Origin of the sequence: Methylibium sp. (assembly GCF_965279545.1) — a bacterium.
Classification (GTDB): domain Bacteria; phylum Pseudomonadota; class Gammaproteobacteria; order Burkholderiales; family Burkholderiaceae_C; genus Methylibium.
Genome location: NZ_OZ257250.1, coordinates 3,418,562 through 3,443,628 on the forward strand (window position 1 = coordinate 3,418,562; position 25,067 = coordinate 3,443,628).

The 25,067-nt window shown below is 69.0% G+C and carries 23 protein-coding genes and 1 pseudogene; 14 read left to right on the forward strand and 10 right to left on the reverse strand.

Features of this window, described 5'->3' with window-relative positions; genetic code table 11:
- Positions 1–70: 70 nt before the first annotated feature.
- Positions 71–343 (reverse strand): hypothetical protein, encoded by a 273-nt coding sequence (locus tag ACQY9S_RS16075; protein ID WP_428420974.1) that lies wholly within the window; start codon positions 341–343, stop codon positions 71–73.
- 314 nt (positions 344–657) lie between these two features.
- Between ACQY9S_RS16075 and ACQY9S_RS16080 the strand changes: the two genes are divergently transcribed.
- On the forward strand, positions 658–1,314 hold the full coding sequence (locus ACQY9S_RS16080; protein ID WP_428420976.1) for a DUF4145 domain-containing protein: 657 nt from the start codon (positions 658–660) through the stop codon (positions 1,312–1,314).
- A 68-nt stretch (positions 1,315–1,382) separates the two neighbouring features.
- Here the strand turns inward: ACQY9S_RS16080 and ACQY9S_RS16085 are convergent, their stop codons facing one another.
- The 3 genes from ACQY9S_RS16085 to ACQY9S_RS16095 form a co-directional block, all read right to left on the reverse strand.
- A complete protein-coding gene (locus ACQY9S_RS16085) occupies positions 1,383–2,684 on the reverse strand; it encodes a Glu/Leu/Phe/Val family dehydrogenase (protein WP_428420978.1) in 1,302 nt (433 codons plus the stop codon).
- A 237-nt stretch (positions 2,685–2,921) separates the two neighbouring features.
- Positions 2,922–3,743 carry a pyrroline-5-carboxylate reductase gene (gene proC / locus ACQY9S_RS16090; RefSeq protein ID WP_428420980.1) on the reverse strand — a complete coding sequence of 274 codons (822 nt, stop codon included), beginning with the start codon at positions 3,741–3,743 and terminating at the stop codon, positions 2,922–2,924.
- Between the two features lie 72 nt (positions 3,744–3,815).
- Positions 3,816–6,911 (reverse strand): L-glutamate gamma-semialdehyde dehydrogenase, encoded by a 3,096-nt coding sequence (locus ACQY9S_RS16095; RefSeq protein ID WP_428420982.1) that lies wholly within the window; start codon positions 6,909–6,911, stop codon positions 3,816–3,818.
- A gap of 134 nt (positions 6,912–7,045) precedes the next feature.
- On the opposite strand from ACQY9S_RS16095, the pseudogene ACQY9S_RS16100 reads away from it, so the two are divergent.
- Positions 7,046–7,135 (forward strand): annotated as a pseudogene (locus tag ACQY9S_RS16100) (ArsR family transcriptional regulator); the annotation flags it as partial.
- Between the two features lie 229 nt (positions 7,136–7,364).
- Positions 7,365–9,902 (forward strand): TonB-dependent receptor, encoded by a 2,538-nt coding sequence (locus ACQY9S_RS16105; protein ID WP_428420983.1) that lies wholly within the window; start codon positions 7,365–7,367, stop codon positions 9,900–9,902.
- A gap of 138 nt (positions 9,903–10,040) precedes the next feature.
- Here ACQY9S_RS16105 and alkB read toward each other — a convergent pair whose 3' ends face one another.
- Positions 10,041–10,757, reverse strand: coding sequence for a DNA oxidative demethylase AlkB (alkB, locus tag ACQY9S_RS16110; protein ID WP_428420984.1), 717 nt, complete (start codon positions 10,755–10,757; stop codon positions 10,041–10,043).
- On the reverse strand, positions 10,754–11,833 hold the full coding sequence (gene ada / locus ACQY9S_RS16115) for a bifunctional DNA-binding transcriptional regulator/O6-methylguanine-DNA methyltransferase Ada (RefSeq protein ID WP_428420985.1): 1,080 nt from the start codon (positions 11,831–11,833) through the stop codon (positions 10,754–10,756). Before ada ends, alkB begins: the two co-directional genes overlap by 4 nt.
- A gap of 288 nt (positions 11,834–12,121) precedes the next feature.
- Between ada and ACQY9S_RS16120 the strand changes: the two genes are divergently transcribed.
- From ACQY9S_RS16120 to ACQY9S_RS16145, 6 genes are all read left to right on the forward strand, one after another.
- Positions 12,122–12,682, forward strand: coding sequence for a hypothetical protein (locus ACQY9S_RS16120; protein ID WP_428420986.1), 561 nt, complete (start codon positions 12,122–12,124; stop codon positions 12,680–12,682).
- A 173-nt stretch (positions 12,683–12,855) separates the two neighbouring features.
- The gene (locus ACQY9S_RS16125) at positions 12,856–13,629 is read left to right on the forward strand and encodes an ABC transporter ATP-binding protein (RefSeq protein ID WP_428420988.1); all 774 of its coding nucleotides are present in this window, start codon (positions 12,856–12,858) and stop codon (positions 13,627–13,629) included.
- Complete coding sequence (locus tag ACQY9S_RS16130; protein ID WP_428420989.1) at positions 13,626–14,342, forward strand: ABC transporter ATP-binding protein; 717 nt, start codon at positions 13,626–13,628, stop codon at positions 14,340–14,342. The genes ACQY9S_RS16125 and ACQY9S_RS16130 overlap by 4 nt, the downstream gene beginning before the upstream one ends.
- A 49-nt stretch (positions 14,343–14,391) precedes the next feature.
- Complete coding sequence (locus ACQY9S_RS16135; protein WP_428420991.1) at positions 14,392–15,609, forward strand: ABC transporter substrate-binding protein; 1,218 nt, start codon at positions 14,392–14,394, stop codon at positions 15,607–15,609.
- A 77-nt stretch (positions 15,610–15,686) separates the two neighbouring features.
- Positions 15,687–16,574, forward strand: coding sequence for a branched-chain amino acid ABC transporter permease (locus tag ACQY9S_RS16140; RefSeq protein ID WP_428420993.1), 888 nt, complete (start codon positions 15,687–15,689; stop codon positions 16,572–16,574).
- A 133-nt stretch (positions 16,575–16,707) separates the two neighbouring features.
- Complete coding sequence (locus ACQY9S_RS16145) at positions 16,708–17,691, forward strand: branched-chain amino acid ABC transporter permease (RefSeq protein ID WP_428420995.1); 984 nt, start codon at positions 16,708–16,710, stop codon at positions 17,689–17,691.
- 19 nt (positions 17,692–17,710) lie between these two features.
- On the opposite strand, the gene ACQY9S_RS16150 is transcribed toward ACQY9S_RS16145, so the two are convergent.
- Positions 17,711–18,421 carry a YggS family pyridoxal phosphate-dependent enzyme gene (locus ACQY9S_RS16150; protein ID WP_428420997.1) on the reverse strand — a complete coding sequence of 237 codons (711 nt, stop codon included), beginning with the start codon at positions 18,419–18,421 and terminating at the stop codon, positions 17,711–17,713.
- A 53-nt stretch (positions 18,422–18,474) separates the two neighbouring features.
- On the opposite strand from ACQY9S_RS16150, the gene ACQY9S_RS16155 reads away from it, so the two are divergent.
- From ACQY9S_RS16155 to ACQY9S_RS16170, 4 genes are all read left to right on the forward strand, one after another.
- A complete protein-coding gene (locus ACQY9S_RS16155) occupies positions 18,475–19,518 on the forward strand; it encodes a type IV pilus twitching motility protein PilT (protein WP_428420999.1) in 1,044 nt (347 codons plus the stop codon).
- Positions 19,519–19,556: 38 nt separating this feature from the next.
- Positions 19,557–20,171: a cyclic nucleotide-binding domain-containing protein gene (locus ACQY9S_RS16160; RefSeq protein ID WP_428421000.1), complete on the forward strand. Its 615-nt coding sequence runs from the start codon at positions 19,557–19,559 to the stop codon at positions 20,169–20,171.
- A gap of 40 nt (positions 20,172–20,211) precedes the next feature.
- Complete coding sequence (locus ACQY9S_RS16165; RefSeq protein ID WP_428421001.1) at positions 20,212–21,348, forward strand: PilT/PilU family type 4a pilus ATPase; 1,137 nt, start codon at positions 20,212–20,214, stop codon at positions 21,346–21,348.
- Positions 21,349–21,442: 94 nt separating this feature from the next.
- On the forward strand, positions 21,443–22,336 hold the full coding sequence (locus ACQY9S_RS16170) for an NAD(P)-dependent oxidoreductase (protein WP_428421003.1): 894 nt from the start codon (positions 21,443–21,445) through the stop codon (positions 22,334–22,336).
- A 49-nt stretch (positions 22,337–22,385) separates the two neighbouring features.
- Here the strand turns inward: ACQY9S_RS16170 and ACQY9S_RS16175 are convergent, their stop codons facing one another.
- The 3 genes from ACQY9S_RS16175 to ACQY9S_RS16185 all read right to left on the reverse strand — a co-directional run bounded on the left by ACQY9S_RS16175 (position 22,386) and on the right by ACQY9S_RS16185 (position 24,094).
- Complete coding sequence (locus ACQY9S_RS16175; RefSeq protein WP_428421005.1) at positions 22,386–23,063, reverse strand: BON domain-containing protein; 678 nt, start codon at positions 23,061–23,063, stop codon at positions 22,386–22,388.
- A complete protein-coding gene (locus tag ACQY9S_RS16180; RefSeq protein ID WP_428421007.1) occupies positions 23,060–23,656 on the reverse strand; it encodes a phosphoheptose isomerase in 597 nt (198 codons plus the stop codon). The genes ACQY9S_RS16175 and ACQY9S_RS16180 overlap by 4 nt, the downstream gene beginning before the upstream one ends.
- Before the next feature lie 69 nt (positions 23,657–23,725).
- Complete coding sequence (locus tag ACQY9S_RS16185; RefSeq protein ID WP_428421009.1) at positions 23,726–24,094, reverse strand: YraN family protein; 369 nt, start codon at positions 24,092–24,094, stop codon at positions 23,726–23,728.
- Between ACQY9S_RS16185 and rsmI the strand changes: the two genes are divergently transcribed.
- Positions 24,087–25,019, forward strand: a complete 933-nt coding sequence (gene rsmI / locus ACQY9S_RS16190) for a 16S rRNA (cytidine(1402)-2'-O)-methyltransferase (RefSeq protein WP_428421011.1) — start codon at positions 24,087–24,089, stop codon at positions 25,017–25,019. The genes ACQY9S_RS16185 and rsmI overlap by 8 nt on opposite strands.
- Positions 25,020–25,067 lie beyond the last annotated feature (48 nt).

Sequence of the window (25,067 nt, forward strand, 5' to 3'; positions counted from 1 at the left end):
CAACTCGAATATCTACGTCCCGGCTCAGGATGTGGCACGCGGGAGAGATGGTGCAACCGTCGGTAGAGACCTACGAATCCAATTCAATCATTTGTACGAACTGGCGCGCGCCGGGAGGAAGATTGTTGCCGGGGTTTGTGTCGGCTCCCAGCCTCCTGAGCTGCAAGACTTGTGGGCGCGCCTGCGCGAAGTTGGCGTTGAACTTTAGCTTTTCGAAAGAGGCGAGGAGACAGGTAAAGAACAAGCGGTTGATCAAGCTCTGCAAGTCCATATGCTTCGCGCTGTACTTGATCGCCCTCCCGGCGTAGCCGTCCTCTTGACCGGCGACGGCGCGGGTGCTCATCTTGGGAAGGGCTACTTTGCAGATCTCAAAAGAATGCACAGCAAAGGCTGGAAAGTAGAAGTTCTGTCATGGAAGGAGTCCTGCCACACCGGGCTTCAAGAATGGGCAAAGGCAAACGGGGTGTTTATTGCTCTCGACGATCATTACGAATCAATCACTTTCATCAAGGGGCTTCGGCAATCGAAGAAGGTTGCTCGGCGGCCGGTCGCGTGAGCGAGTCTGCTAGTGACGCCCAAACCTTCCATCGAGAGGACACTGCCTGGCAAGCCGGCCAGCGCCTCTCCTGTCAAACGATAGGCCTCATACCCGCGACCATGCGCCTCGATCCTCTCATCTCGCGTCGTCTTGCCGAACTCGACGCAAGGGCTGACGCAATTCTGGCCGCAAGGACGACTTCGTCCTTTCGTGAGAAGACGCTCTACCACGTACTTCGCTCTGATGCCATCGGTTGGGCGTCGAGCGTTGCGACCCTCATCGAACGCGTGTTCGGTGAGTCAAGCTTTCACCTCGCAGGTTTCAAAGATCTTCTCAAGAACTTCAACGGCTACGAGCATGAGTTTCGTAGTCTGCACGCAGTTCTTCGCGCAGCGAAGGAGGACTATGAAGGTGGCTATCTGTTCTCAGTCGTAGGCCTCGCCAAGGCTGAAGCGATGGACGATGCAATCTCGCAGGCTGCATCCCTCCTCTCCGCCGACTACAAGGACGCCGCGGCCGTCCTTTGCGGTGTCGCTCTGGAAGTCACACTGAAGCACCTAGCCGGAAAGCACAGCTTAGCTGCTGGAAAACTGGACATGATGAACGTTGCACTTTGCAAAGCCAGCGTCTTCAACGTCACGAAGCAGCAGCAAATCACTGCCTGGGCCGCCATTCGGAACCGAGCTGCACACGGCGAGTGGGCCGCCTACACAAAGTCCGACGTCGAGAACATGCTCCAAGGAGTTCAAGGCTTCGTTGCCGACTACCTGCAATGAGGCCTTGATCGCCCTGAAGACCGCCGTTGAGGTTTGACCTGCGGAGGATTCACGGTCGGTGCGCCACCTCAGGGATAGAGCCCCCGCTCCTCGCGCGCCGTGAGGATGCGCTCACAGGCCACCGCGAAGGTCGCGGTGCGCAGCGTGATCTTGTGCAGGTCGGCGGTGTCCCAGATGCGCCGCAGCGCGTCGACCATGATCTTGTCGAGCCGCACGTTGATCTCGTCCTCGGTCCAGAAGAAGGACGAGAAGTCCTGCACCCACTCGAAGTAGCTGACGGTCACGCCGCCGGCGTTGCAGATCACGTCGGGCACCACCAGCACGTCGCGCTCGCGCAGGATGTCGTCGGCCTCGGGCACCGTGGGGCCGTTGGCGCCTTCGAGCACCAGCCTGGCCTTGATGCGCCGGGCGCGGTCGGCGCTGATCACGCCCTCCAGCGCGGCGGGGATCAGGATCTCGGCCTGCACGTCCCAGAACGATTCGGCGTCCATCGCCTCCGCGCCCTTGAAGCCGCCGACGCCGCCGACCTGCTTCACGTAGGGCACCAGCTCGGCGAGGTCGAGCCCCTTGTCGTTGTAGATGGTGCCGGTGTGGTCCTGCGCCGCGACGATCTTCGCGCCGGCTTGCGCGAACAGTTCCGCGGCGGAGCCGCCCACGTTGCCGAAGCCCTGCACCGCCACGCGCGCGCCGTCGAGCTTCAGGCCGAGCCGGCGCGCCGCCTCGCGGCCGGTGACGAACACGCCGCGGCCGGTGGCCTTCACGCGGCCCAGCGAGCCGCCCAGGTGGATGGGCTTGCCGGTGACGACGCCGGTCGCGGTGGCGCCGGTGTTCTGCGAGTAGGTGTCCATCATCCAGGCCATGATCTGGCCGTTGGTGTTGACGTCGGGCGCCGGGATGTCGCGCTGCGGGCCGATGATGATGCCGATCTCGCTGGTGTAGCGGCGCGTCATCTTCTCCAGCTCCTTCAATGAAAGCTGCTTCGGGTCGACGCGGATGCCGCCCTTGGCGCCGCCGTAGGGCAGGTTCACCGCGGCGCACTTCACCGTCATCCAGGCGGCCAGCGCCATCACCTCTTCGAGCGTCACGTCGGGGTGGTAGCGCACGCCGCCCTTGCCGGGGCCGCGGCTCAGGTTGTGCTGCACGCGAAAGCCCTCGAAGTGGCGCACCACGCCGTTGTCCATCTCGATCGGCACGTCGACGATCAGCGCGCGCTTGGGTCGCTTCAGCGTCTCGGCCCACTTGCCGAGCGGGCCGAGATAGGGAATCACGCGGTCGACCTGAGACAAATAGGTGCCCCAGGGGCTGGTGGGCGAGGGCGTGACGTAGGAAAGGTAGGAGCTCAGCTGCGTGGGATCGGTCTTGGCGCTCATGCGGTGTCCTTGTGGGGTCTGGATGAAGCCGCGTTCGTGGCACGGCCACGAGACTGTAGGCGCCGACACGCCGGCGCGCCTACCGGGTTGATGCCGGGTTTGCATGCCCGTCGCAGGCGCCGCTCATCGGGCTTCGATGTGCCGCCGATCGGCGCGGCGCACCCGCCCCCTCACCCCAGCCCTCTCCCCCGGCGGCCGGTGGAGAGGGAGCACGCCGGCTCGCGGGGTGCCGCCGGCTCAGCGGCCGAATTCGTCGCCCAGTTCGGCGGCGCGCTGCTGCGCCGCACGCACCGCGCGCACGATCGCCTCGCGCACGCCGTCGGCCTGCATCGAGCCGAGCGCCGCGTGGGTGGTGCCGCCCTTGGAGGTGACGCGCTCGCGCAGCACCGACGGCGGCTCCGGGCTCTGCGCGGCCAGCGCGCTGGCGCCGGAGAAGGTGCCGAGCGCCAGCGCGCGGCCCTGCTCGGGCGTCAGGCCCATGTCGCGCGCGGCGTCCATCAGCGCTTCGATGAACAGGAACACGTAGGCCGGGCCGGAGCCCGACAGCGCGGTCACCGCGTCGAGGTCGGCTTCACGCTCGACCCACAGCGTGGCGCCGGTCGGTGCCAGCACGGCCTCGACACTGCTGCGCTGGCCGGCGTCGACCTCGGGCCGCGCGTACAGCCCGGCGATGCCCTGGCCGATCAGCGCCGGCGTGTTGGGCATCGCCCGCACCACGCAGGGGTTGCCGGTGGCGGCCACGATCGCCTCGGTGCGGATGCCGGCCATGACGCTCAGTTGCGCCGCCTCGCCCACGTGCGCGGCGCAGGGCGCGGCGGCTTCCCTGAAGAGCTGCGGCTTGACGGCCCACACCACCAGGCCGGCGTCGGCGAGCGCGGGGGTCGCCTGCTCGGTGGCCTGGATGCCGAACAGGTCTTTCAGCCGCTCGCGCTGCTCGGCCCAGGGCTCGACGACCAGGATCTCGTGCGCCTGCACGCCGCTGCGCAGCAGGCCGCCGATGAGCGCGCTGGCCATGTTGCCGCCGCCGATGAACGCGATGGGAGAGGACAGGTGGTTCATCGGGACTCCCTGAGGACAAAGATGGACGAGGCCCGACCGCTTGCCGGGCCCGGCGCTTCAAGCGCTTCGAGTCTAGCGAGCGTCGCCGTGTTCCGCCGGCCCGCCCGCCCCCGCCAGCAGCGCGGCATTGCCGCCGGCCGCCGCGGTGTTGACCGTCACCACCTGCTCGGCGCAGAAGCGGTACAGGTAGAGCGGCCCGCCGGCCTTCGGGCCGGTGCCGCTGAGGCCTTCGCCGCCGAAGGGCTGCACGCCGACCACCGCGCCGATCATGTTGCGGTTGACGTAGACGTTGCCGACGCGCGCCGCGTGCGCGATGCGCTGCGCACGCGCGTCGATGCGCGTCTGCACGCCGAGCGTCAGGCCGTAGCCCAGCGCATTGATCTGCGCGACCAGCGCGTCGACGTCCGGCGCGGCGGTGCCCGGGCCCCAGCGCACGATGTGCAGCAGCGGGCCGAACACCTCGTGCTGCAGCTCGCTCACCCGCGCGATCTCGTAGGCGGCCGGCGCGATGAAGTGGCCCGGCACGCCGTCGGGCAGCGTGCCGCGCGCCAGCCGCTTGGCGTCGCGTTCGAGCCGCTCGACGTGGCGCACGAGGCCGGCGTGCGCCTCGGCGTCGATCACCGGGCCGACGTCGGTGGCGACGTCGGCCGGGTCGCCGACGGCCAGCTCCTGCAGCGCGCCGCCGATCATCGCGATCACGCCGTCGGCTATTGCCAGGTGCACGCACAGCAGGCGCAGCGCCGAGCAGCGCTGACCGGTCGAGCGGAAGGCGCTCTGCACCACCGCGTCCGCCACCTGCTCGGGCAGCGCGCTGCTGTCGACCACCATCGCGTTGAGGCCGCCGGTCTCGGCGATCAGCGGCACGATCGGTCCGTCCTTCGCGGCCAGCGTGCGCTGGATGATCTTGGCCACCTGCGTCGAACCGGTAAAGCACACGCCGGCCGCCAGCGGGTGCGCCACGAGCGCGGCACCGACCGTCTCGCCCGGACCGTGCAGCAGCGCCAGCGCATCGCGCGGCACGCCGGCGGCGTGCAGCAACTCGACGAAACGCTGCGCGACGGCCGGCGTCTGCTCGGCCGGCTTGGCGGCCACGCTGTTGCCGGCCACCAGCGCGGCGACCACCTGGCCCGCGAAGATGGCGAGCGGGAAGTTCCACGGGCTGATGCAGACGAACACACCGCGGCCGTGCAGGTGCAGCGTGTTCGATTCGCCGGTCGGCCCGGGCAGCTCGCGGGAGCCCAGGCGGTCCTGTGCCTGCTGCGCGTAGTAGCGGCAGAAGTCGACCGCCTCGCGCAGCTCGGCCACGCAGTCGCCGAGCGTCTTGTGCGCCTCCTTCACCAGCAGCCCGCACCAGGCCGGCAGCTCGGCCTCCAGCCGGTCGGCGGCGCGCAGCAGCGCGGCAGCGCGCTCGGCCAGCGGCGTGTCGCTCCAGGCCACTTGGCCGGCATGCAGGCGGCGCATCGTCGCGTCGATCTCGGGCGCGGGCGTCTCGGGCACCTCGGGCACGCGGGTGGCCGCCACCGCGGCCAGCAGCGGCGCGCGCGCGGCAGTGATGCTCAGGTCGACGCCCAGCGCATTGCGCCGCGCGCTGCCGTAGAGCTGCAGCGGCGACGGCTGGCCCGGCTCGGGCGCGGCCTGCAGTGGCGACGCGAGCAGCGCGTCGACATCGACCTGCGGGTCGGCGAGCTGGTGCACGAAGGACGAGTTGGCGCCGTTCTCCAGCAGGCGGCGCACCAGGTAGGCCAGCAGGTCGCGGTGCTCGCCGACCGGCGCGTAGATGCGCACCGGCAGCCGCGCCGGCAGCCCCCCCGCTCGAGCGGGGGGAGCGGGGGGCATGGTCGTCAGTTCACCCGCAGGGGGCTGCCGCGACACTTCGCGGTAGACCCCTTCGCCCATCCCATGCAGGCGCTGCAGCTCGAACGGTGCGCGGCGCACCCGGGCCATCTGGGCGATGGCCGCGATGGTGCCGGCGTTGTGGGTGGCGAACTGCGGGTAGATGACGTCGGCGTGGTCGAGCAGTGCCTTCGCGCAGGCGAGGTAGGAGATGTCGGTGTGGTGCTTGTGCGTGAACACCGGGTAGGCCGCCAGGCCCAGCTCCTGCGCGCGCTTGATCTCGAAGTCCCAGTAGGCGCCCTTGACCAGCCGCACCATGAAGCGCAGGCCGTGAGCACGGGCGATGCGTGCGACCTCGTGCACGCACTCCTCGGCGCGCGTCTGGTAGGCCTGGATCGCCAGGCCGAAGCCACGCCAGCGCGGATGCCGCACCGCGATGTGCGCGGCCGCGGCGTCGATCAGCTCGAGCGAGAGTTCGAGCCGGTCACTCTCCTCGGCATCGACGGTGAGGTTGATGTCGGCCGCCGCCGCATCGTCGACGAGCGTCAGCACGCGCGGCAGCAGCTCGGCGACGACGCGTGCGCGCTGCGAATCTTCGTAGCGCGGGAACAGCGCCGAGAGCTTGATGGAAATGCCGTCGTTGGTTTCGGGCCCGGCGCCGGGTTCGACCGCCGCGGCGATCGCCGTGATCGCGTCGCGGTAGGACCGCAGGTAGCGCTGCGCGTCGCGCTCGGTGCGCGCGCCCTCGCCCAGCATGTCGAAGCTGAAACGCAGCTGCGGCTGGGCCGTGCGCTGGCCGCGGGCCTCGACCAGCGCCTCGGCGATCGACTGGCCGAGCACGAACTGACGGCCCAGCAACTGGATGGCGCGCACCGTCGCGGCGACGACCGTCTGCGCGCCCAGGCGCTTGAACAGGCCGGGCGGGTTGTCGCTGTCGGGCAGAAACTTCTTCGACAGCGCGATGGCGCTGGCCGACAGGCTGGCCAGCAGCTTGTGCGGGCCTTCGGCGGCGGCGTCGAAGTCGGCGCGGCCCAGCTGGTCGGCCGTCAGCACGATGGCGGTGGCGGCGTCGGGCACGCGCAGCAGTGCCTCGGCCAGCCGCATCAGCGCCAGACCCTCGCTGCTGGCGATCGGGTACTCGCGCAGCAAGGACTCCATGGCCCAGAACGGCGCCGGCTCGTCGCGCACCGCCTGCACCCAGGGGCGCGCCTGCGCCTGCGCCGCGGCCCAGTCCAGCGCACCGGCCAGCGCCGCCAGCCGGGCGACGACGACGGGGGCCTCGTCGCGCAGCGGCGATGGCAGGCGGGACTCGGGCGGGGGGCTGGGCAGCGGCATGACGAACCTCGTGCGGAGCAGGCGCGGCCACCACCTTGGCCGCCGTTCCTTTCCTGCTAGCGTACGGCGGTCAGTGACGCGCGTGAAGCGGCTCACGCGCGAGGGCTACATCCTCGGCTACGAGGCGCGCCTGAAGCGTGATCTGGGCGCTGCCCGGCGTGCGCGAGACGCGCACCTATGCCGCGATGGAAGAAGTGAAAAACACGACGGCGCTGGCGATCTGAGCGCCCACACGACCCGGGACGAACCCGCACAGGGCAAACCCGAGACCGCCGGCACGGCCTCCGGTCTTACCCCCGACGGCGTCAGGTCGGGAGCTTTTCCCGACGAACCCGGGCCCGCGCAAACCCATGATTCGACTTGTGTCTGCCGGCGGCTCGGCGTGGTTCGGCTCGCCCGTGCCGTTCGGCAGACACCGACCCACACCAAGAAATCGACAAGAGGAGAGTTGACATGTCCGCCCGCCACCCCGCCTTCCGGCGCCACGCCATCGCCGTCGCTGCCGCATCCGTATGGGGTCTCGCCAGTTCCGGCCCGGTGGTCGCCCAGGAGTCCCCCCCGGCCGCCCAGCTCGAGCGCGTCGAAGTCATCGGCGTCACCCCGCTGCCGGGGCTCGGCGTTCCGAAGGGCCAGGTGCCGGCCAATGTGCAGACCGCGACCTCGGCCGACCTCGAGCGCAGCCACGCGATCGACCTGACGAGTTTCATCAACCGCCGGCTGGGCAGCGTCTACGTCAACGAGGTCCAGAACAACCCCTTCCAGCCGGACGTGAACTTCCGCGGCTACACCGCGTCCCCCCTGCTCGGGACCCAGCAGGGCTTGTCGGTCTACCTGGACGGCGTCAGGCTCAACCAGCCCTTCGGCGACGTGGTGAGCTGGGACCTGGTGCCCAAGTCGGCGATCTCCTCGATCGCGCTGATGCCCGGCTCCAACCCGCTGTTCGGGCTCAACACGCTGGGCGGTGCGCTGTCGGTGCAGACCAAGGACGGCCTGAAGAACCCGGGCAGCTCGGTGCAGTTCCTGGCAGGCTCGCACAAGCGGGCTGCGGTGGAGTTCGAAACGGGCGGCAGCCAGGACAGCGGCTTGAACTGGTTCGCCACCGGCAACAAGTTCCGCGAAGACGGCTGGCGCGACGATTCGCCCTCCGACGTGAAGCAGCTGTTCGGCAAGCTGGGTTTCAAGTCCGCCGACACCTCGGTCTCGCTGACCGCGGCGGTCGCCGACACCGACCTGAACGGCAACGGCCTGCAGGAACAGCGCTTCCTGGAGCGCGACTACGCCAGCGTCTACACCAAGCCCGACAACACCAAGAACCGGGCGTGGCTGCTGAACCTCGCGCTCAGCCAGGGCCTGAGCGACGGGCTGTCGTTCTCCGGCAATGTCTACTACCGCAAGATCAAGACCTCGACCTACAACGGCGACATCAACGACGACTCGTTCGACCAGGCGCTGTACCAGCCGAACGCCGGTGAGCAGACGGCGCTCACCGCCGCCGGCTACACCGGCTTCCCGACCGCCGGCGAGACCGCGGCCAACACCGCGTTCCCCAAGTGGCGCTGCATCGCCAATGCGCTGCTGCTCGACGAGCCGGCCGAGAAGTGCAACGGCGTGATCAACCAGACCCGCACCGACCAGAGCAACTACGGTCTCGGCGGACAGCTGAACCTTGACAGCACGCTGTTCGGGCTGCCCAACCTGCTGGTGGCGGGCGCCGCGGCCGACTTCAGCCGCAGCGAGTTCACGCAGGGCTCCGAACTCGGCTACCTGAATCCCGACCGCTCCATCACCGGCGTCGGCGCCATCGGCGACGGCGTCAATGGCGGCGATGCGGACGGCGAGCCCTACGACACCCGGGTGGACCTCTCTGGCCGCACCCGCACCTACAGCCTCTACGGCAGCAGCGTGCTCGCGCTCAACCCGGCCACCCACCTCACGCTGTCGGGGCGCTACAACCGCATCACGGTGAAGAACCGCGACGCGATCACCCCCGGCGGCGGGCCGGGCTCACTGGACGGCGACCACCGCTACAGCCGCCTCAACCCGGCGATCGGCTTGACCTTCTCCCCCAGCAAGACCTTGACCGCCTACGTCGGCGCGAACCAGGGCAGCCGCGCGCCGTCGTCGATCGAGCTGGGTTGCGCCGACCCGGCCAATCCCTGCAAGCTGCCGAACGCCTTCGCCGGCGACCCGCCGCTCAAGCAGGTGGTGACGACCACCTTCGAGGCCGGCCTGCGCGGCGGCGCACCCGGTGCGTTCACCTGGAACGTGGGCATCTTCCGCTCCGACAACAAGGACGACCTGCTGTTCGTCGCCGACGATGCCGCCGGATTCGGCTACTTCAAGAATTTCGGCAAGACGCGTCGCCAGGGTGTGGAACTCGGAGCGAGCGCGCAGGTGGTCAAGGGCCTCACGGTCGGCGCCAACTACACCTTCCTCGATGCGACCTTCCGCAGCAGCGAGGTGGTCGATGGCTCGTCCAACAGCAGCAACAGCTCCGCAGCAGACGGCTTCCCCGGCGTCGAAGGCACGATCGACATCCGTCCGGGCGACCGCATCCCGCTGGTGCCGCGGCACATCCTCAAGCTGTTCACCGACGTGCAGGTGAGCGAGTCCTGGTCGGTGGGCCTGGACCTGACCGCGATCGGCAGTTCGCTGGCGCGCGGCAACGAGAACGGCCAGCACCAGCCCGACGGCGTCTACTACCTCGGCTCGGGCCGCAACCCCGGCTACGCGGTGCTGAACCTGAACACCGACTACCGGCCCACGGCCGGCCTGAAGTTGTTCGCCCAGGTGACCAACCTGCTCGACCGCAAGTACAGCAGCGTCGCCCAGCTGGGCGCGACCGGGTTCAACGACGCCGGCAACTTCGAGGCACGCCCGTTCCCGGCCGATGCCAATGGCGACCGCCCGGTGCGCCATGCCACCTTCTACGCTCCTGGTGCCCCACGCACCTTCTGGGTGGGCGTGAGGTACGAGTTCGGCGACCACTGATACGGCGTTGCGTTCGAACGCATCAGATTGGAGCTCGGGCAGGAGCTCGTGGCGGTGTTCGGTGTCTTGTCGGGAAGGCCGACGCCCTCGGCAGCAACGCGCGGTACCTACACACTATCTCCAGGCGGACTGTCGTCGTCAGCCCGCCCGCCGGAACGTGAGGTTGATGCGGTGCCGGCCCGTCAGCGCGTGCTGCCCCTCCTTCAGCGCCAGCACGCCGTGGTAGCGCAGCCGGGCGGGCCCACCCCACACCACCACGTCGCCGTGCGCCAGCGGCAGCCTCGCGGCCCGGTCGCTGCGCTTCGTGCCGCCGAACAGGAAGACCGCGGGCAGGCCGAGCGAAACCGAGACGATCGGCGCGCGGAAGTCGCGTTCGTTCCTGTCTTGGTGCAGGCTCAGCCGGGCTCCGGGCTCGTAGCGATTGACCAAGCAGGCGTCGGGCGCGAAACCGTCGAAGCCGGCCTGCGCCGCGGCGCGCGTCGCGAGGTCGAGGAAGGACCGCGGCATCGCCGGCCAGGGGCGGGCGTTGTCCGGATCCGCCGCGTCGTAGCGGTAGCCCGTGACGTCGCTGACCCAGCCGAGCGCGCCGCAGTTGGTCATCGCCACCGACATGCGAAAGCCGCCGGGGGTGAGCATGTGCCGCAAGGGCGCTGCGTCGAGCACGCCTTGCAGGTCGGCCAGCAAGGCGCCGGCGCAGGACGCCGCCCCGCCGCGCCACACGATGGCGCCGGGCGCGAGCGGCTCGGTCGACGGCGGCGTGGGCGGGCTCGCATCGGCGGCCGCGAACAGGTCCATCGTCGAGCGCACCGCCATGCCCGCCACCGGTTCAGGCCGCGTCCTGTCGCGTGCGTTCATGCCTTCGCTTCCCTTTCGAGCAGCGCGCGCTTGCGCTCGACACCCCAGCGATAGCCGGACAGCGCGCCGTCGCTGCGCACGACCCGGTGGCAGGGAATCGCCACGGCCAGCGCATTGGCGCCGCAGGCCTGCGCCACGGCCCGCACCGATTTCGGGTTTCCGATGCGCTGCGCGATGTCGGCGTAGCTCGCGGTCCGCCCGGCCGGGATCTCGCGCAGCGCCTGCCAGACGCGCTGCTGGAAGGCGGTGCCGCGCACGTCGAGCGGCAGGTCGAGGCCGAGCCGCGGCGCCTCGACGAAGCCGACCACCCGCGCAACGAGCTGCTCGAAGGCCGCCTCGCCGCCGATCAGCTGCGCCTGCGGGAAGCGGTCCTGCAGATCGTGCGCCAGCGTGTCCGGGTCGTCGCCGATCAGGATCGCGCAGACACCGCGGTCGCTTTGCGCGACGAGGATGGCACCGAGCGAGCATTGCCCGATGGCGAAGCGGATCGCGGTGTCGGCGCCGCCGGCGCGGTAGCGCGTGGCAGTCATGCCGAGCACCTGATCGGCCTCTTCGTAGAAGCGGCCGCCGGAGTTGTAGCCGGCGCCATAGATCGCGTCGGTCACCGTGCCGCTGCGGCCGAGCGCTTCGCGCAGGCGCCGGGCGCGGTGCGCGGCGGCATAGGCCCTGGGCGTCAGGCCGGTCGCGGCCTTGAAGACGCGGTGCAGGTGGTAGGCGCTCATGCCGGCGTGCCGTGCCAGCTCCTCGAGTGTCGGCGCCTGCTCCGCGGCTTCGATGAAGCGGCACAACTCGGCGACCCTGGCCGCCTGCCGGGCCGCGAGCGAGAGCTGATCGGGCTTGCAGCGCAGGCAGGGACGGAAGCCCGCGCGCTGCGCGTCTGCCGCCGTCGCATGGAAGGCCACGTTCTCGGGCCGGGCCGCTCGCGCCGGGCAGCTCGGCCGGCAGTACACGCCGGTCGAGCGGACTGAATAGAAGAACCGACCGTCGGCCTGCGGGTCGCGGGCCACCACCGCCGCCCAGCGCGGATCGCTCACGGTTGCCGCGGCGAGCCGTTCGGTCTTGGTGTTCATGTTCATGGTCTGCTGTCGTTTCCGTCCATCGATACGACAACTTTAGGCGTCGTGAACCGACGAGACACCCCGACTCTTGCTTTCGAATCGGGGAGAAGCGGACAGGGTTGTCAGGCAGCCCCACCCGGTTCCCGCTTCATTTGACGGCATGCTGTGCAACGTGGCACACCCACCGTGGTGGCATCCGCGACGATGGCGTTGCGCCCTGGCCGCTTCGGCCCCTGGGGGCCGTGGCGTTCGATCGGCCCTCGACAGCGGACAGGTTGAACGGTGAAGAGAGCGACGCACCGCCTCGTGCCTGCCACGGCCGCCTGGCTGTTCATGGCACTGCCGGGGATACCGGAGCACTCACTGGCGCAGCACGGTGAGTACGTCGCTGCCGTCCCTGCTCGATCTGCGTACACGCCCGTGCCGATCGGCGAGGTCGCGCCGCTTCTGGCCACGGCCGAGCGTCTCAGTGGCCTGCCTCCCTTGCCCCGCGGCACCGTGCCGGCGGTCTGGTCGGTCACGGAACCGCAGTTGCAGGCTCTCGTCTGCAAGGACGAAGGCGCGCCCTGCCATGGCTTGCAGGCGGTGTACGACACCGACAGCAACCGGATCCTGGTGCTCGAGTGGGGCCGCCAGCGGGGTGTGGAATGGGAGAGCTTCGTGGTCCATGAGTATGTGCACGCCCTGCAATATGCCCAGCGCGGCGCCGCCATCTACGCGACCTGCGAAGCCACGCGTGCGACCGAACAGCAGGCCTACGACGTGCAGGACGCCTACCTGAAGATGCACGGGGCGCTGTTGCGCGTCGGCTCTCGGATGTGGTGGTGGCAATGCCCTGGCAGCACCCTGGAGACGGCCCAGCAGTAGCGCAGAGGCCGTCGGCAGCACCGATCGAGATCGCGACGGCGCACCGCCTTGGGGCCCGTTCGCACGGCTCGGGGTCCGCGCCGTTGCGCAAACCCACGTAAGGGGAACCCCGCCTGTTGCAGCGCAACAGCGCTGCCTTAGAGTGCAAGGCCCTGCCGGCCCCTTTCCTCTGCATGAGCGACTACATCCTCCAGACACGCGATCTCTCGAAGGAGTTCAAGGGCTTCACGGCCGTGGACCGCGTGAACCTGCAGGTGCAGCGCGGCCACATCCATGCGCTGATCGGGCCCAACGGCGCCGGCAAGACCACCTGCTTCAACCTGCTGACCAAGTTCCTCGCCCCCACGCGCGGCACGATCCACTTCAACGGCCACGACATCACTCACGAGAAATCCGCGCAGATCGCGCGGCGCGGCGTGATCCGCTCCTTCCAGATCTCCGCCGTGTTCCCCCACCTCAGCGTGCTGGAGAACGTGCGCATCGGCCTGCAGCGCTTCACCGGCAGCTCCTTCCATTTCTGGAAGAGCCTCTCGGGCCTGCGCGCGCTCGACGCGCGCGTGCTCGAACTGCTGGAGCTGGTCGATCTGCGCGAGATGGCCCCGCTGAAGGCCGCCGACCTGCCCTACGGCCGCAAGCGCGCGCTGGAGATCGCCACCACCATGGCCATGAGCCCCGAGCTCATGCTGCTCGACGAGCCCACCCAGGGCATGGGCCACGAGGACGTCGAGCGCGTCACCGCCCTCATCAAGCGCGTGGCCGAAGGCCGCACCGTGCTGATGGTGGAACACAACATGAAGGTCGTCGCCACCATCGCCGACCGCCTCACCGTGCTGGCGCGCGGCGCGGTGCTCGCCGAGGGCGACTACGCCAGCGTCTCCCGGCACCCGGCGGTGCTCGAAGCCTACATGGGCAGCGAGGCCACCGAGCTGCAGGGAGCCCACGGATGAGCGGCCCCCTGGCGCTGGAGATCAAGGGCCTGCACGCCTGGTACGGCGAGAGCCACATCCTGCACGGCATCGAGCTGGCGGTGCCGCGCGGGCAGGTGGTCACGCTGCTCGGGCGCAACGGCGCCGGGCGCACCACCACGCTGCGCGCCATCATGGGCCTGACCGGCAGCCGCAAGGGCTCGATCAAGGTGCACGGGCAGGAAACCATCGGGCTGCCCACCCACCGCATCGCCCACCTGGGACTCGGCTACTGCCCGGAGGAGCGCGGCATCTTCGCCTCGCTCACGACCGAAGAGAACCTGCAGCTGCCGCCACGCCTGAAGGCCGGGCGCGGCAAGGCGATGGGCGAGGCCGAGATCTACGCGATGTTCCCCAACCTGGCCGAGCGCCGCGCCAGCCCGGGCACGCGGTTGTCGGGCGGCGAGCAGCAGATGCTGGCGGTGGCCCGCATCCTGCGGATCGGGGCGGACATCCTGCTGCTCGACGAGATCTCCGAGGGCCTGGCGCCGGTGATCGTGCAGGCGCTGGCGCGCATGATCAGGGCGCTCAAGGCGCAGGGCTTCACCATCGTGATGGTGGAGCAGAACTTCCGCTTCGCCGCCCCGCTGGCCGATCACTTCCACGTGGTCGAGCACGGCCTGGTCGCGCTGTCCTTCCCCGCCTCCGAGCTCGCCGCCAAACAGGCTCAGCTCGATGAACTGCTCAGCGTCTGAACCCCCGCGCGCTTCGCTTCTCATCACAACACACCCCAAGGAGATCTGCATGACCCACGCTCTCTCGCGCATCGCGCTGGCTGCCGGTGCAGCCTGCGGCCTCACCATCGGCGCCGGCTCGGCACAGGCCCAGGTTTCGGGAGACATCGTCAAGATCGGCATCATCACCGACATGTCGGGCCTGTACGCCGACCTCGACGGCGCCGGCGGCGTGGAAGCCATCAAGATGGCGGTGGCCGACATGAAAGGCATGGTGGCAGGCAAGAAGATCGAGGTGGTCTACGCGGACCACCAGAACAAGGCCGATGTCGCCGCCAGCAAGGCGCGCGAATGGTTCGACACCCAGGGCGTCGACATGCTGATCGGCGGCACCAACTCCGGCGCCGCGCTGGCGATGGCGAAGGTGGCGGCCGAGAAGAAGAAGCCCTACATCGTGATCGGCGCCGGCTCGGCGCGCGTCAGCAACGAGGACTGCACGCCGTACTCGATCCACTATGCCTACGACACGGTGGCGCTGGCCAACGGCACGGGAGGGGCGGTCACGAAGGCGGGCGGCAAGACCTGGTATTTCCTGACGGCCGACTACGCCTTCGGCCAGTCGCTGCAGAACGACACCACGGCGGTGGTGACCAAGTCGGGCGGCCAGGTGCTCGGCAGCGTGAAGCACCCGCTGTCGGCCTCGGATTTCTCGTCCTTCCTGCTGCAGGCGCAGTCGAGCAAGGCGCAGATCCTGGGGCTGGCCAATGCCGGCGGCGACACCATCAATGCGATCAAGGCGGCCAACGAGTTCGGCGTGACCAAGACCATGAAGCTCGCCGGCCTGCTGATGTTCATCAACGACATCCATTCGCTCGGGCTGAACGCGACCCAGGGCATGTACATGACGGACAGCTGGTACTGGAACCAGAGCCCGGAGGCGCGCGCCTGGAGCCGCCGCTTCTTCGAGAAGATGAAGCGCATGCCCTCGTCGCTGCAGGCGGCCGACTACTCCGCCACGGCGCACTACCTGAAAGCGGTCGAGGCGGCCAAGACCGACGACGGCGAGAAGGTGATGGCGCAGATGAAGGCCACGCCGATCAACGACTTCTACGCCAAGGGCACGATCCGCGCCGATGGCCGCGCAGTGCACGACATGTTCCTGCTGCAGGTGAAGTCGCAGAAGGAGTCGATCGAACCCTGGGATTACTTCAAGGTGGTCGAGAAGATCCCCGGCGACCAGGCCTTCACGAAGCTGGCCGACAGCAAGTGCCCGCTGGTCAAGAAGTGACACCGGTCCCCGTTCGCCGCCGCTGCGGGGCCGCGCTGGTGCGGGCCTGAAGAACCGCCAACACGGACGACGTCAGCATGAACGACTTTCTCGGCATACCCCTGCCGGCGCTGCTGGGCCAGCTGCTGCTGGGGCTGGTGAACGGCTCGTTCTACGCGATCCTGTCGCTGGGGCTGGCGGTGATCTTCGGCATGCTCAACATCATCAACTTCGCCCACGGGGCGCTGTACATGATGGGGGCCTTCCTGGCCTGGATGGGGCTGGAGTACCTGGGGCTGAACTACTGGGTCATGCTGCTGGCCGCGCCGCTGCTGGTGGGCGTGCTGGGCATCCTGATCGAGCGGCTGCTGCTGCAGTGGCTCTACCGGCTCGACCACCTCTACGGCCTGCTGCTGACCTTCGGCATCACCCTGGTGGCCGAAGGCGTCTTTCGCTCCTTCTACGGCGTCTCCGGCCAGCCCTACCCGGTGCCCGAGGCGCTGTCGGGCGCCACCAACCTGGGCTTCATGATCCTGCCCAACTACCGCGCCTGGGTCGTCGCCGCCTCGCTGGTGGTGTGCCTGGCGGTGTGGGCGCTGATCGAGAAGACCTCGCTGGGCGCCACGCTGCGCGCCGGCACCGAGAACCCGCGCCTGGTGCAGGCCTTCGGCATCAACGTGCCACGCCTGGTCACGCTCACCTACGCCGGCGGCGTGGCACTGGCGGCCTTCGCCGGCGTGCTGGCCGCCCCCATCATCCAGGTCTCGCCGCTGATGGGCTCGAACCTCATCATCACCGTCTTCGCGGTGGTCGTGATCGGCGGCATGGGCTCCATCCTGGGCTCCATCGTCACCGGCCTGGGCCTGGGGCTGGTCGAGGGCCTCACCAAGGTGGTCTACCCCGAGGCCTCCAGCACCGTGGTGTTCGTCATCATGGCCATCGTGCTGCTGATCCGACCGGCCGGCCTGTTCGGGAAGGAAAAATGACGACCACCCCCGTTGCGGCTGCGCCGCTCCCCCTCGAAGGGGGCGACGCTGGCGGGCCGGCGAAGCCGGACCCGCGGCGTCTGCTCGATACGCTCCGTTCGCACCACGCGTCCTTCGCGTCGGAGTCCGTGAGATGACAAACCAACGATCCCCGCTGCTCGGCTACGCCGCGCTCTTCATCGCCATCGCGCTGCTGCCGGCGCTGGGCGCCTACCCGATCTTCGTGATGAAGGTGCTGTGCTATGCGCTCTTCGCCTGCGCCTTCAACCTGCTGATCGGCTTCACCGGGCTGCTGTCCTTCGGCCATGCGGCCTTCCTGGGGGCGGCGGCCTACGGTGCCGGCCATGCGCTCAAGGTCTGGGGCTTTCCGGCGCCTCTCGGGCTGCTGTTCGGTGCGGCGGTGGCGGCGCTGGCCGGGCTGGCGTTCGGCTGGCTGGCGATCCGGCGCTCGGGGATCTATTTCTCGATGATCACGCTGGCGCTGTCGCAGATGCTGTTCTTCTTCTTCCTGCAGGCGCCCTTCACCGGCGGCGAGGACGGGCTGCAGTCGGTGCCGCGCGGGCGCTTCCTGGGGCTGGACCTGGCGAGCGACCTGACGCTGTACTACGTGGTGCTGGCGATCTTCATCGCCGCGTTCTGGCTGATCTACCGCACGGTGCATTCGCCGTTCGGGCAGGTGCTGACCTCGATCCGGGAGAACGAGGCGCGGGCCACGTCGCTGGGCTACGACGTGGAGCGTTTCAAGCTGGTGGCCTTCGTGCTGTCGGCGGCGCTGGCCGGGCTGGCGGGGGCGACGAAGACGCTGGTGCTGGGCTTCGCGACACTCACCGACGCGGTGTGGACGACCTCGGGGGCGGTGATCCTGATGACGCTGGTGGGCGGCATGGGCACGATGGTCGGGCCGATGGTGGGCGCGCTGGTGGTCGTGGCGCTGGAGAACAAGATCGGCGACGTCGGCCGGGTGCTGGCCGAGCTCACCGGCATCGGCTGGTTCAACGGCCTGGGCGAGTCGGTCACCCTCGTCACCGGGCTCATCTTCATCGTCTGTGTGCTCGCCTTCCGCAGGGGGCTCGTCGGCGAGGCGGGGGCGCTGCTGGCGCGCTGGCGCAAGACCTGAGGAAGGCGCGCACTCGCGCTCACTCCGTTCGCGGGGCGGCTGGCGGACGGGCGCCGAAGATCGCGGTGCCGACCCGTACGATGGTGGCGCCTTCGAGCACCGCCGCCTCCAGGTCGGCTGTCATGCCCATCGACAAGGTGTCGAGCGCAAGCCCGGCGCCATTGAGCCGTTCGAGCAACTCGCGCAACGCACGGTGCGGCCGGCGCTGCGCCGCCAGGTCGCCGGCCGGCTCCGGGATCGCCATCAGCCCGCGCAGCCGCAGCTGCGGCAACGCTGCCACCGCGCGCGCCGCCGCTTCGACCTCGGCCGGCGCCAGCCCGCTCTTGCTGGCCTCACCGCTGATGTTGACCTGCAGACAGACCTGCAGCGGCGCCAGCCTCGCCGGCCGCTGCTCCGACAGGCGCTGGGCGATCTTCAGCCGGTCGATCGAGTGCACCCAGTCGAAGGCCTCGGCCACGACACGGGTCTTGTTGCCCTGCAGAGGACCGATCAGGTGCCACTCGAGCTGCGCTCGCACATCGGCCAGCGCAGCGATCTTGTCGAGGGCCTCCTGCACGTAGTTCTCGCCGAAGCGCGTCTGGCCGGCCGCCAGGGCCTCGCGCACGCTGTCGGCGCCAAACGTCTTGCTGACCGCCAGCAGCGTGACGCTTGCCACAGGACGGTGCGCCACGTCACACGCTTGTGCGATGCGCCCGCTCACTTCTTGTATCTTGCTCGCGATCGTCGCCATAATCCTCTGAACCTCTGCCGTCTGGCGCACGCACTGCGCTCGCCACCCAACCCATGGACATCACCCAACTGCTGGCGTTCTCGGTCAAGAACAAGGCCTCCGACCTGCACTTGTCCGCAGGCCTGCCGCCGATGATCCGGGTGCATGGCGACGTGCGGCGCATCAATGTGGACCCGCTGGACCACAAGAACGTGCACGACATGGTGTACGACATCATGAACGATGCGCAGCGCAAGGCCTACGAGGAGACGCTGGAATGCGACTTCTCGTTCGAGATCCAGGGTCTGGCGCGCTTTCGCGTCAATGCCTTCAACCAGAACCGCGGCGCGGGCGCGGTGTTCCGCACCATCCCGAGCAAGATCCTGACGCTCGAACAGCTGAACACGCCGAAGATCTTCGCCGAGCTCTCGCTGAAGCCGCGCGGCCTGGTGCTGGTGACCGGACCGACCGGCTCGGGCAAGAGCACGACGCTGGCGGCCATGGTCAACCACCTCAACGAGAACGAGTACGGCCACGTCCTGACGGTCGAGGACCCGATCGAGTTCGTGCACGAGTCCAAGCGCTGCCTGATCAACCAGCGCGAGGTCGGGCCGCACACGCTGAGCTTCAGCAATGCCTTGCGTTCAGCGCTGCGCGAGGACCCGGACGCGATCCTGGTGGGCGAAATGCGCGACCTCGAAACCATCCGCCTCGCGCTGACCGCTGCCGAGACCGGCCACTTGGTGTTCGGCACCTTGCACACCAGCAGCGCCGCGAAGACCATCGACCGCGTGATCGACGTCTTCCCGGCGGCCGAGAAGGACATGGTGCGCGCGATGCTGTCGGAATCGCTGATCGGCGTGATCTCGCAGACGCTGTGCAAGTTGAAAGACGGCTCGGGCCGGGTCGCCGCGCACGAGATCATGCTGGGCACGCCGGCCATCCGCAACCTGATCCGCGAGGCCAAGGTCGCGCAGATGTACAGCTCGATCCAGACCGGCAACAGCATGGGCATGCAGACGCTGGACCAGAACCTGACGGACCTGGTGCGCCGCAATCTCATCACGCCGGCCGAGGCACGTGGCAAGGCCAAGTCACCCGAGAACTTCCCGGGCTGAGCCCGGGCTCCCATACCGCGGCCGCCAGCGCGTTCCCTGTGAAAAAACAGCTCGATCGACGGGTGGGCACGGCGAGCGAGACCGAAGGCGCCGCCACGCCGCTCGCGCTCGGTGACGAAGCTGCCGCGCAGACAGTCGACTGGGACACCCGCGCCGGGCCGGCGAGGGCGCAGGCCTATGACGAAGTCCGCGCCTGCGCGCTGTTCACGCAGCTGTGGCTCGCCGACACGCACGTGGTCGCCCTCGGCGCAGCGGAACTGGCACACATCGGCGCGCACCTGCGCTACTTTGCAGTGCCCGCGAACCAGGAAGTGATCGGCCAGGACGAGCAGGGCAACTACCTGCTGATCGTGCTCGAAGGCCGCATCGGCGTCGAGCGGGTGCAGCCTGGCGGCGGGCGGGTGCGCCTGGCCGAGGTGCGCGCCGGTGACATGCTCGGCGAGATGTCGGTGCTGGATGCCGGCTCGCGCTTTTCGGCCTGCATCACGCTCACACCTTGCGTCGTGGCCGTGCTCGACGCACAGCGTCTCGACGAAATGATGCGCACCGAGCCCCGCCTCGCGCTGGCGCTGCTGGCCTCGCTGGCACGGCGCCTGTCGCTGCGCCTGCGCCAGGTCAGCGCCAGGCTTTCCGCTTTGTTGTCCGGTGGCTGAGCCACCGCTGCGGCCGTTGTAAGCCGAAAGGGAGAAACTCATGGAACGCGATCAAGCGTCGAAATTCGTCAATGATCTGTTGCGGCTGATGGTCGCCCGCAATGGCTCCGATCTTTTCCTGACGGCGGACTTTCCGCCGGCGGTCAAGGTCGACGGCCGCGTCACCAAGGTGTCGCCGCAGCCGCTGACGCCCCAGCACACGATGGCGCTGGCACGCGCGATCATGAACGACAAGCAGGCGGCCGAGTTCGAGCGCACCAAGGAGTGCAATTTCGCGATCGCGCCGACCGGCATCGGCCGCTTCCGGGTGAATGCCTTCGTGCAGCAGGGCTGCGTGGGCCTGGTGCTGCGGACGATCCCGCAGACCTTGCCGACGATCGACTCGCTGGGTCTGCCGCAGGTGCTCAAGGACGTGGCCGCGACCAAGCGCGGGCTGGTGATCTTCGTCGGCGCGACCGGCTCGGGCAAGAGCACTTCGCTGGCGGCGATGGTCGACTACCGCAACGAGAACTCCTACGGCCACATCATCACCATCGAGGACCCGGTGGAGTTCGTGCATCCGCACAAGAACTGCATCGTGACGCAGCGCGAAGTCGGCATCGACACGGACGACTGGGCCCCGGCGCTGAAGAACTCGCTGCGCCAGGCGCCCGACGTGATCCTGATGGGCGAGATCCGCGACCGCGAGACCATGGAGCACGCGGTGGCCTTCGCCGAGACCGGCCACCTTTGCATGGCCACGCTGCATGCGAACAGCGCCAACCAGGCGCTGGACCGCATCATCAACTTCTTTCCCGAAGAGCGGCGTGCACAGTTGCTGATGGACCTGTCGCTGAACCTGAAGGCGCTGGTCTCGCAGCGGCTGCTGCCGCGTCAGGAGGGCAGGGGTCGGGTTGCGGCGGTCGAGGTCCTGCTGAACACGCCGCTGATTTCCGACCTGATCTTCAAGGGCGAGGTGGCCGAGATCAAGGAGCTCATGAAGAAGAGCCGCGAGCTCGGCATGCAGACCTTCGACCAGAGTCTGTACGACCTCTATGAGGGTCAGCTGGTCACCTACGAGGACGCGTTGCGCAATGCCGATTCGGTCAACGACCTGCGGCTGCAGATCAAGCTCAACAGCAACCGTGCGCGCAATTCCGACCTGGCGGCCGGCACCGAGCACCTGACGATTGTGTGAAGCCCCGCGGCCCTGTGGGCCGCCCCGGTTTGAGCGATCATCGCTCCGCAGAACGGCCTCGTTTCGGGGCCGTTCCCCTTTCCGGAGTCGCCCCATGACCAGCAAGACCTACGATCCGATCCCCTCGCAGCGCGTTGCCTTCCTGGGCCTGGGAGTGATGGGCCACCCGATGGCCGGCCATCTGGCGCACGCCGGACACAAGGTGTGCGTGTACAACCGCACCGCGGCCAAGGCGCAGGCCTGGGCGAGCGAATACGGCGGCAGCGCCGCCCCGACGCCCAGGGCGGCCGTGCAGGACGCCGACATCGTGTTCGCCTGCGTCGGCAATGACGCCGACCTGCGCTCCGTGACGACCGGCGCGGACGGCGCCTTCCAGGCCATGAAGCCCGGCTCCGTGTTCGTCGACCACACCACCGCGTCGGCCGACATCGCCCGCGAACTGGCTGCGGTGGCGCGCGAACACGGCCTGCAGTTCATCGACGCGCCGGTCTCCGGTGGCAATCTCGGTGCGATCAACGGCACGCTGACCGTGATGTGCGGCGGCGATGCGGCCGCTTTCGCGAAGATCCAGCCGGTGGCGATGGCCTTCTCGAAGGCCGTCACCCTGCTCGGTGAGACCGGTGCCGGCCAGCTCGCGAAGATGGTGAACCAAATCGCCATCGCCGGCTTGCTGCAGGGCCTGAGCGAAGCGATCGCCTTCGGTCAGAAGGCCGGGCTGGACATGAAGGCCGTGCTCGGCGTGATCGGCAAGGGCGCGGCGCAAAGCTGGCAGATGGACAACCGCGGGCCGACGATGGTCGACGGCCAGTTCGATTTCGGCTTCGCGGTCGACTGGATGCGCAAGGACCTCGGCCTGTGCCTGGACGAGGCCCATCGCAACGGTGCCCGCCTGCCGGCCACGGCCCTGATCGACCAGTTCTACGCCGACGTGCAGGCAACCGGTGGTGGGCGCCGCGACACCTCCAGCCTGATCGAGCGCCTCAAGTGATCGACCGGGCCCTGAGGACGCGTACCGCGCAGCGGCCGCAAGCCGGGGCTCACCGGGCCGGGCTCGGCGACGTCTTCGGCGCCTCTTTCGGCACCGTCTGCGCGAGTTCGGCTTCGGTGATGATCTCGAAGGCCTTGACGACCTTCACGACCCCCGACACGCCACGGGCGATCGCCACGCCGCGGTCGGCCTCGCGGTCGGTGACGCGGCCCATCAGGTAGACGACACCCCGGTCGGTGACGACCTTGTAGGCATTGGCGAAGATGTCGCGCGCATCGACGTAGCTCGCCTTGACCTTGCTGGTGATCAGCGCGTCGTTCGAGCGATCACCCAGCGACAGGGCCGGGCCAACGACCAGCTCGTTGAGGGTGGACCGCACGTTCTCGAGCCGCGCGATCGCCGCCTCGACAGCGGTCTTGTCCGCTTCGGTGGGCACATCACCCGTCAGCAGCACGGTGCGGTTGAAGCTGGTCAGGCTGACGCGGCCGCGTTCGCCGATGGTCTCCTTGATGCGCGTGGCACCTTTCAGTTCGATGCCCTGGTCTTCAATCTGAGTGCCGGAGGTGCGGCGATCGCTGTACATCATCGCGCTGCCCACCGCAGCACCGCCGATCAGCAGCGCGCAGCCGCCCAGCGCGCCAGCGAGCGAGGTGCCCACCAGCGCAGCCAGCGCCACGCGAAGCACCATGGATCGGGTGGACGGAGAGGGCGTGAGTCGTGAAGTCATGTGAGGTCCTGTTCGCCGAGCAATTGCACATCGACCGCGTCGCACAGACAGTGGATCGCGAGGATGTGCACCTCCTGGATGCGCGCGGTGCGCTCGTGAGGTACGCAGATGTGAACGTCGGTCTCGGTCAGCCGCGCACCGAGCTTGCCACCGCCACGGCCGGTGAGCGCGATCACGGTCATGTCCTTGTCATGGGCCGCATCCACCGCGGCCACTATATTGGCCGAATTGCCGCTGGTGGTGATGGCGAGCAGCACGTCGCCGGGATTGCCCAGCGCCTGCACCTGCTTGGCGTAGATCGAATTGAAATCGTAGTCGTTGCCGAGCGCGGTGAGGATCGAGGTGTCGGTGCTCAGCGAGATCGCGGCGAGCCCGGGCCGCTCGCGCTCGAAGCGGCCGACGAACTCGGCCGCGAAATGCTGGGCGTCGCTGGCAGAGCCGCCGTTGCCGCAAGCCAGCACCTTGCCACCGGCCGTGATGCAGCCGAGCACCGCCTGCACGGCATCGGCGATCGGCTTGCTCAACACCTCGGCGGCCTGGTTCTTCAGGTCGGCACTGTCGAAAAAGTGCCGTTGGATACGTTGTTCAAGCATGCCCATGATGATATGACACCGTTTTGCGGACTCGGGTTCCGCGCCTTTGCCACCTGATCGTCGGCGGCATCAGGCGGCGTCGAAGGCCGCGCGCAGCCACTCGAGGCGCTCGCCGTCGATCGCGACCACATCGAAACGGCAGGGCGGCGGCGACGCAAAGCGCATCAGGTAGTGCCGCGCGGCCAGCACGAGCCGCTGTCGCTTCGCACTCGACACCGTGGCCGCCGCCCCGGCGCGCGAGCGGGCCGCCCGCGCACGCACCTCGACGAACACCAGCGTGCCGTCGCGCTCCCGCAGCACGAGGTCGATCTCGCCGCCGCGTGCACGCGGGCCGCGAGCGACTCGATAATTGCGCTCCACCAGCCTGAGGCCGGCGCGCAGCAGGTAAGCCAGCGCCCGGTCCTCGCCCTCGTCTCCCACCGCCTTGGTCGTGACCATCGACGCCCCGTTGATCCAGCAAGCAGCCGCCAGCGCGGCCGGCGCCCAGCAGTATCCCAAAGGCGCGCTCTATGTCGTGGCCACGCCGATCGGCAATCTGGCCGACCTGACGCTGCGCGCGATCCATGCGCTGGCGCTGGCCGACGCCGTGGCCTGCGAGGACACACGCGTCACCGCGCCGCTGCTGCGCCACCTGGGGCTCGACAAGCCGCTGATCGCGCTGCACGAACACAACGAGGTGCAGGCGGCGCAGTCCGTGATCGAGCGGCTGGGGCGCGGCGAACGCATCGCCTATGCCAGCGACGCCGGCACGCCGGCCGTCAGCGACCCCGGCGCGCGCCTGGTCGCTGCCGTGCGCACGGCCGGTCACCGCGTGCTGCCGCTGCCCGGCGCGAGCAGCGTGACCACGGCGCTCAGCGCGGCCGGCGACACGCAGGGTCAAGGCTTCCGCTTCGTCGGCTTTCTGTCCAGCAAGGCCGCCGAGCGGGCTGCCCAGCTGCGCGAGCTGGCCGAGCGACCCGAGACGACCGTGCTGTTCGAAGCACCGCATCGCATCGCTGCGCTGGCGACCGCGATGGCCCAGGCCATGCCGGCCCGGCAACTGAGCCTGTGCCGCGAACTGACCAAGCAGTTCGAGCACATCGAGAACCTGAGCGCTGCGGCCCTGCCGGACTGGCTCGCCGCGGACACCCACCGCATGCGCGGTGAATTCGTGCTGGTGCTGCACGCACTGCCGGCGGCGATCGATACCGGCAGCGCGGTGGCGACCGACAGCGACCGACTGCTGCGCACCTTGCTGGCGGCACTGCCGCTGAAGCAGGCGGTGGCGCTCACCGCCGAGGCCAGCGGCGCCCCACGCAACGCGCTCTACGAGCGCGCATTGCTGTTGAAGGCCCACGAGGAGGATGGTGGCGCCCCGGTCTGAGTAGGCCCGGGCAAGGCGTCGGTCCCGCCCGCGGGGCTCCACCGCGCG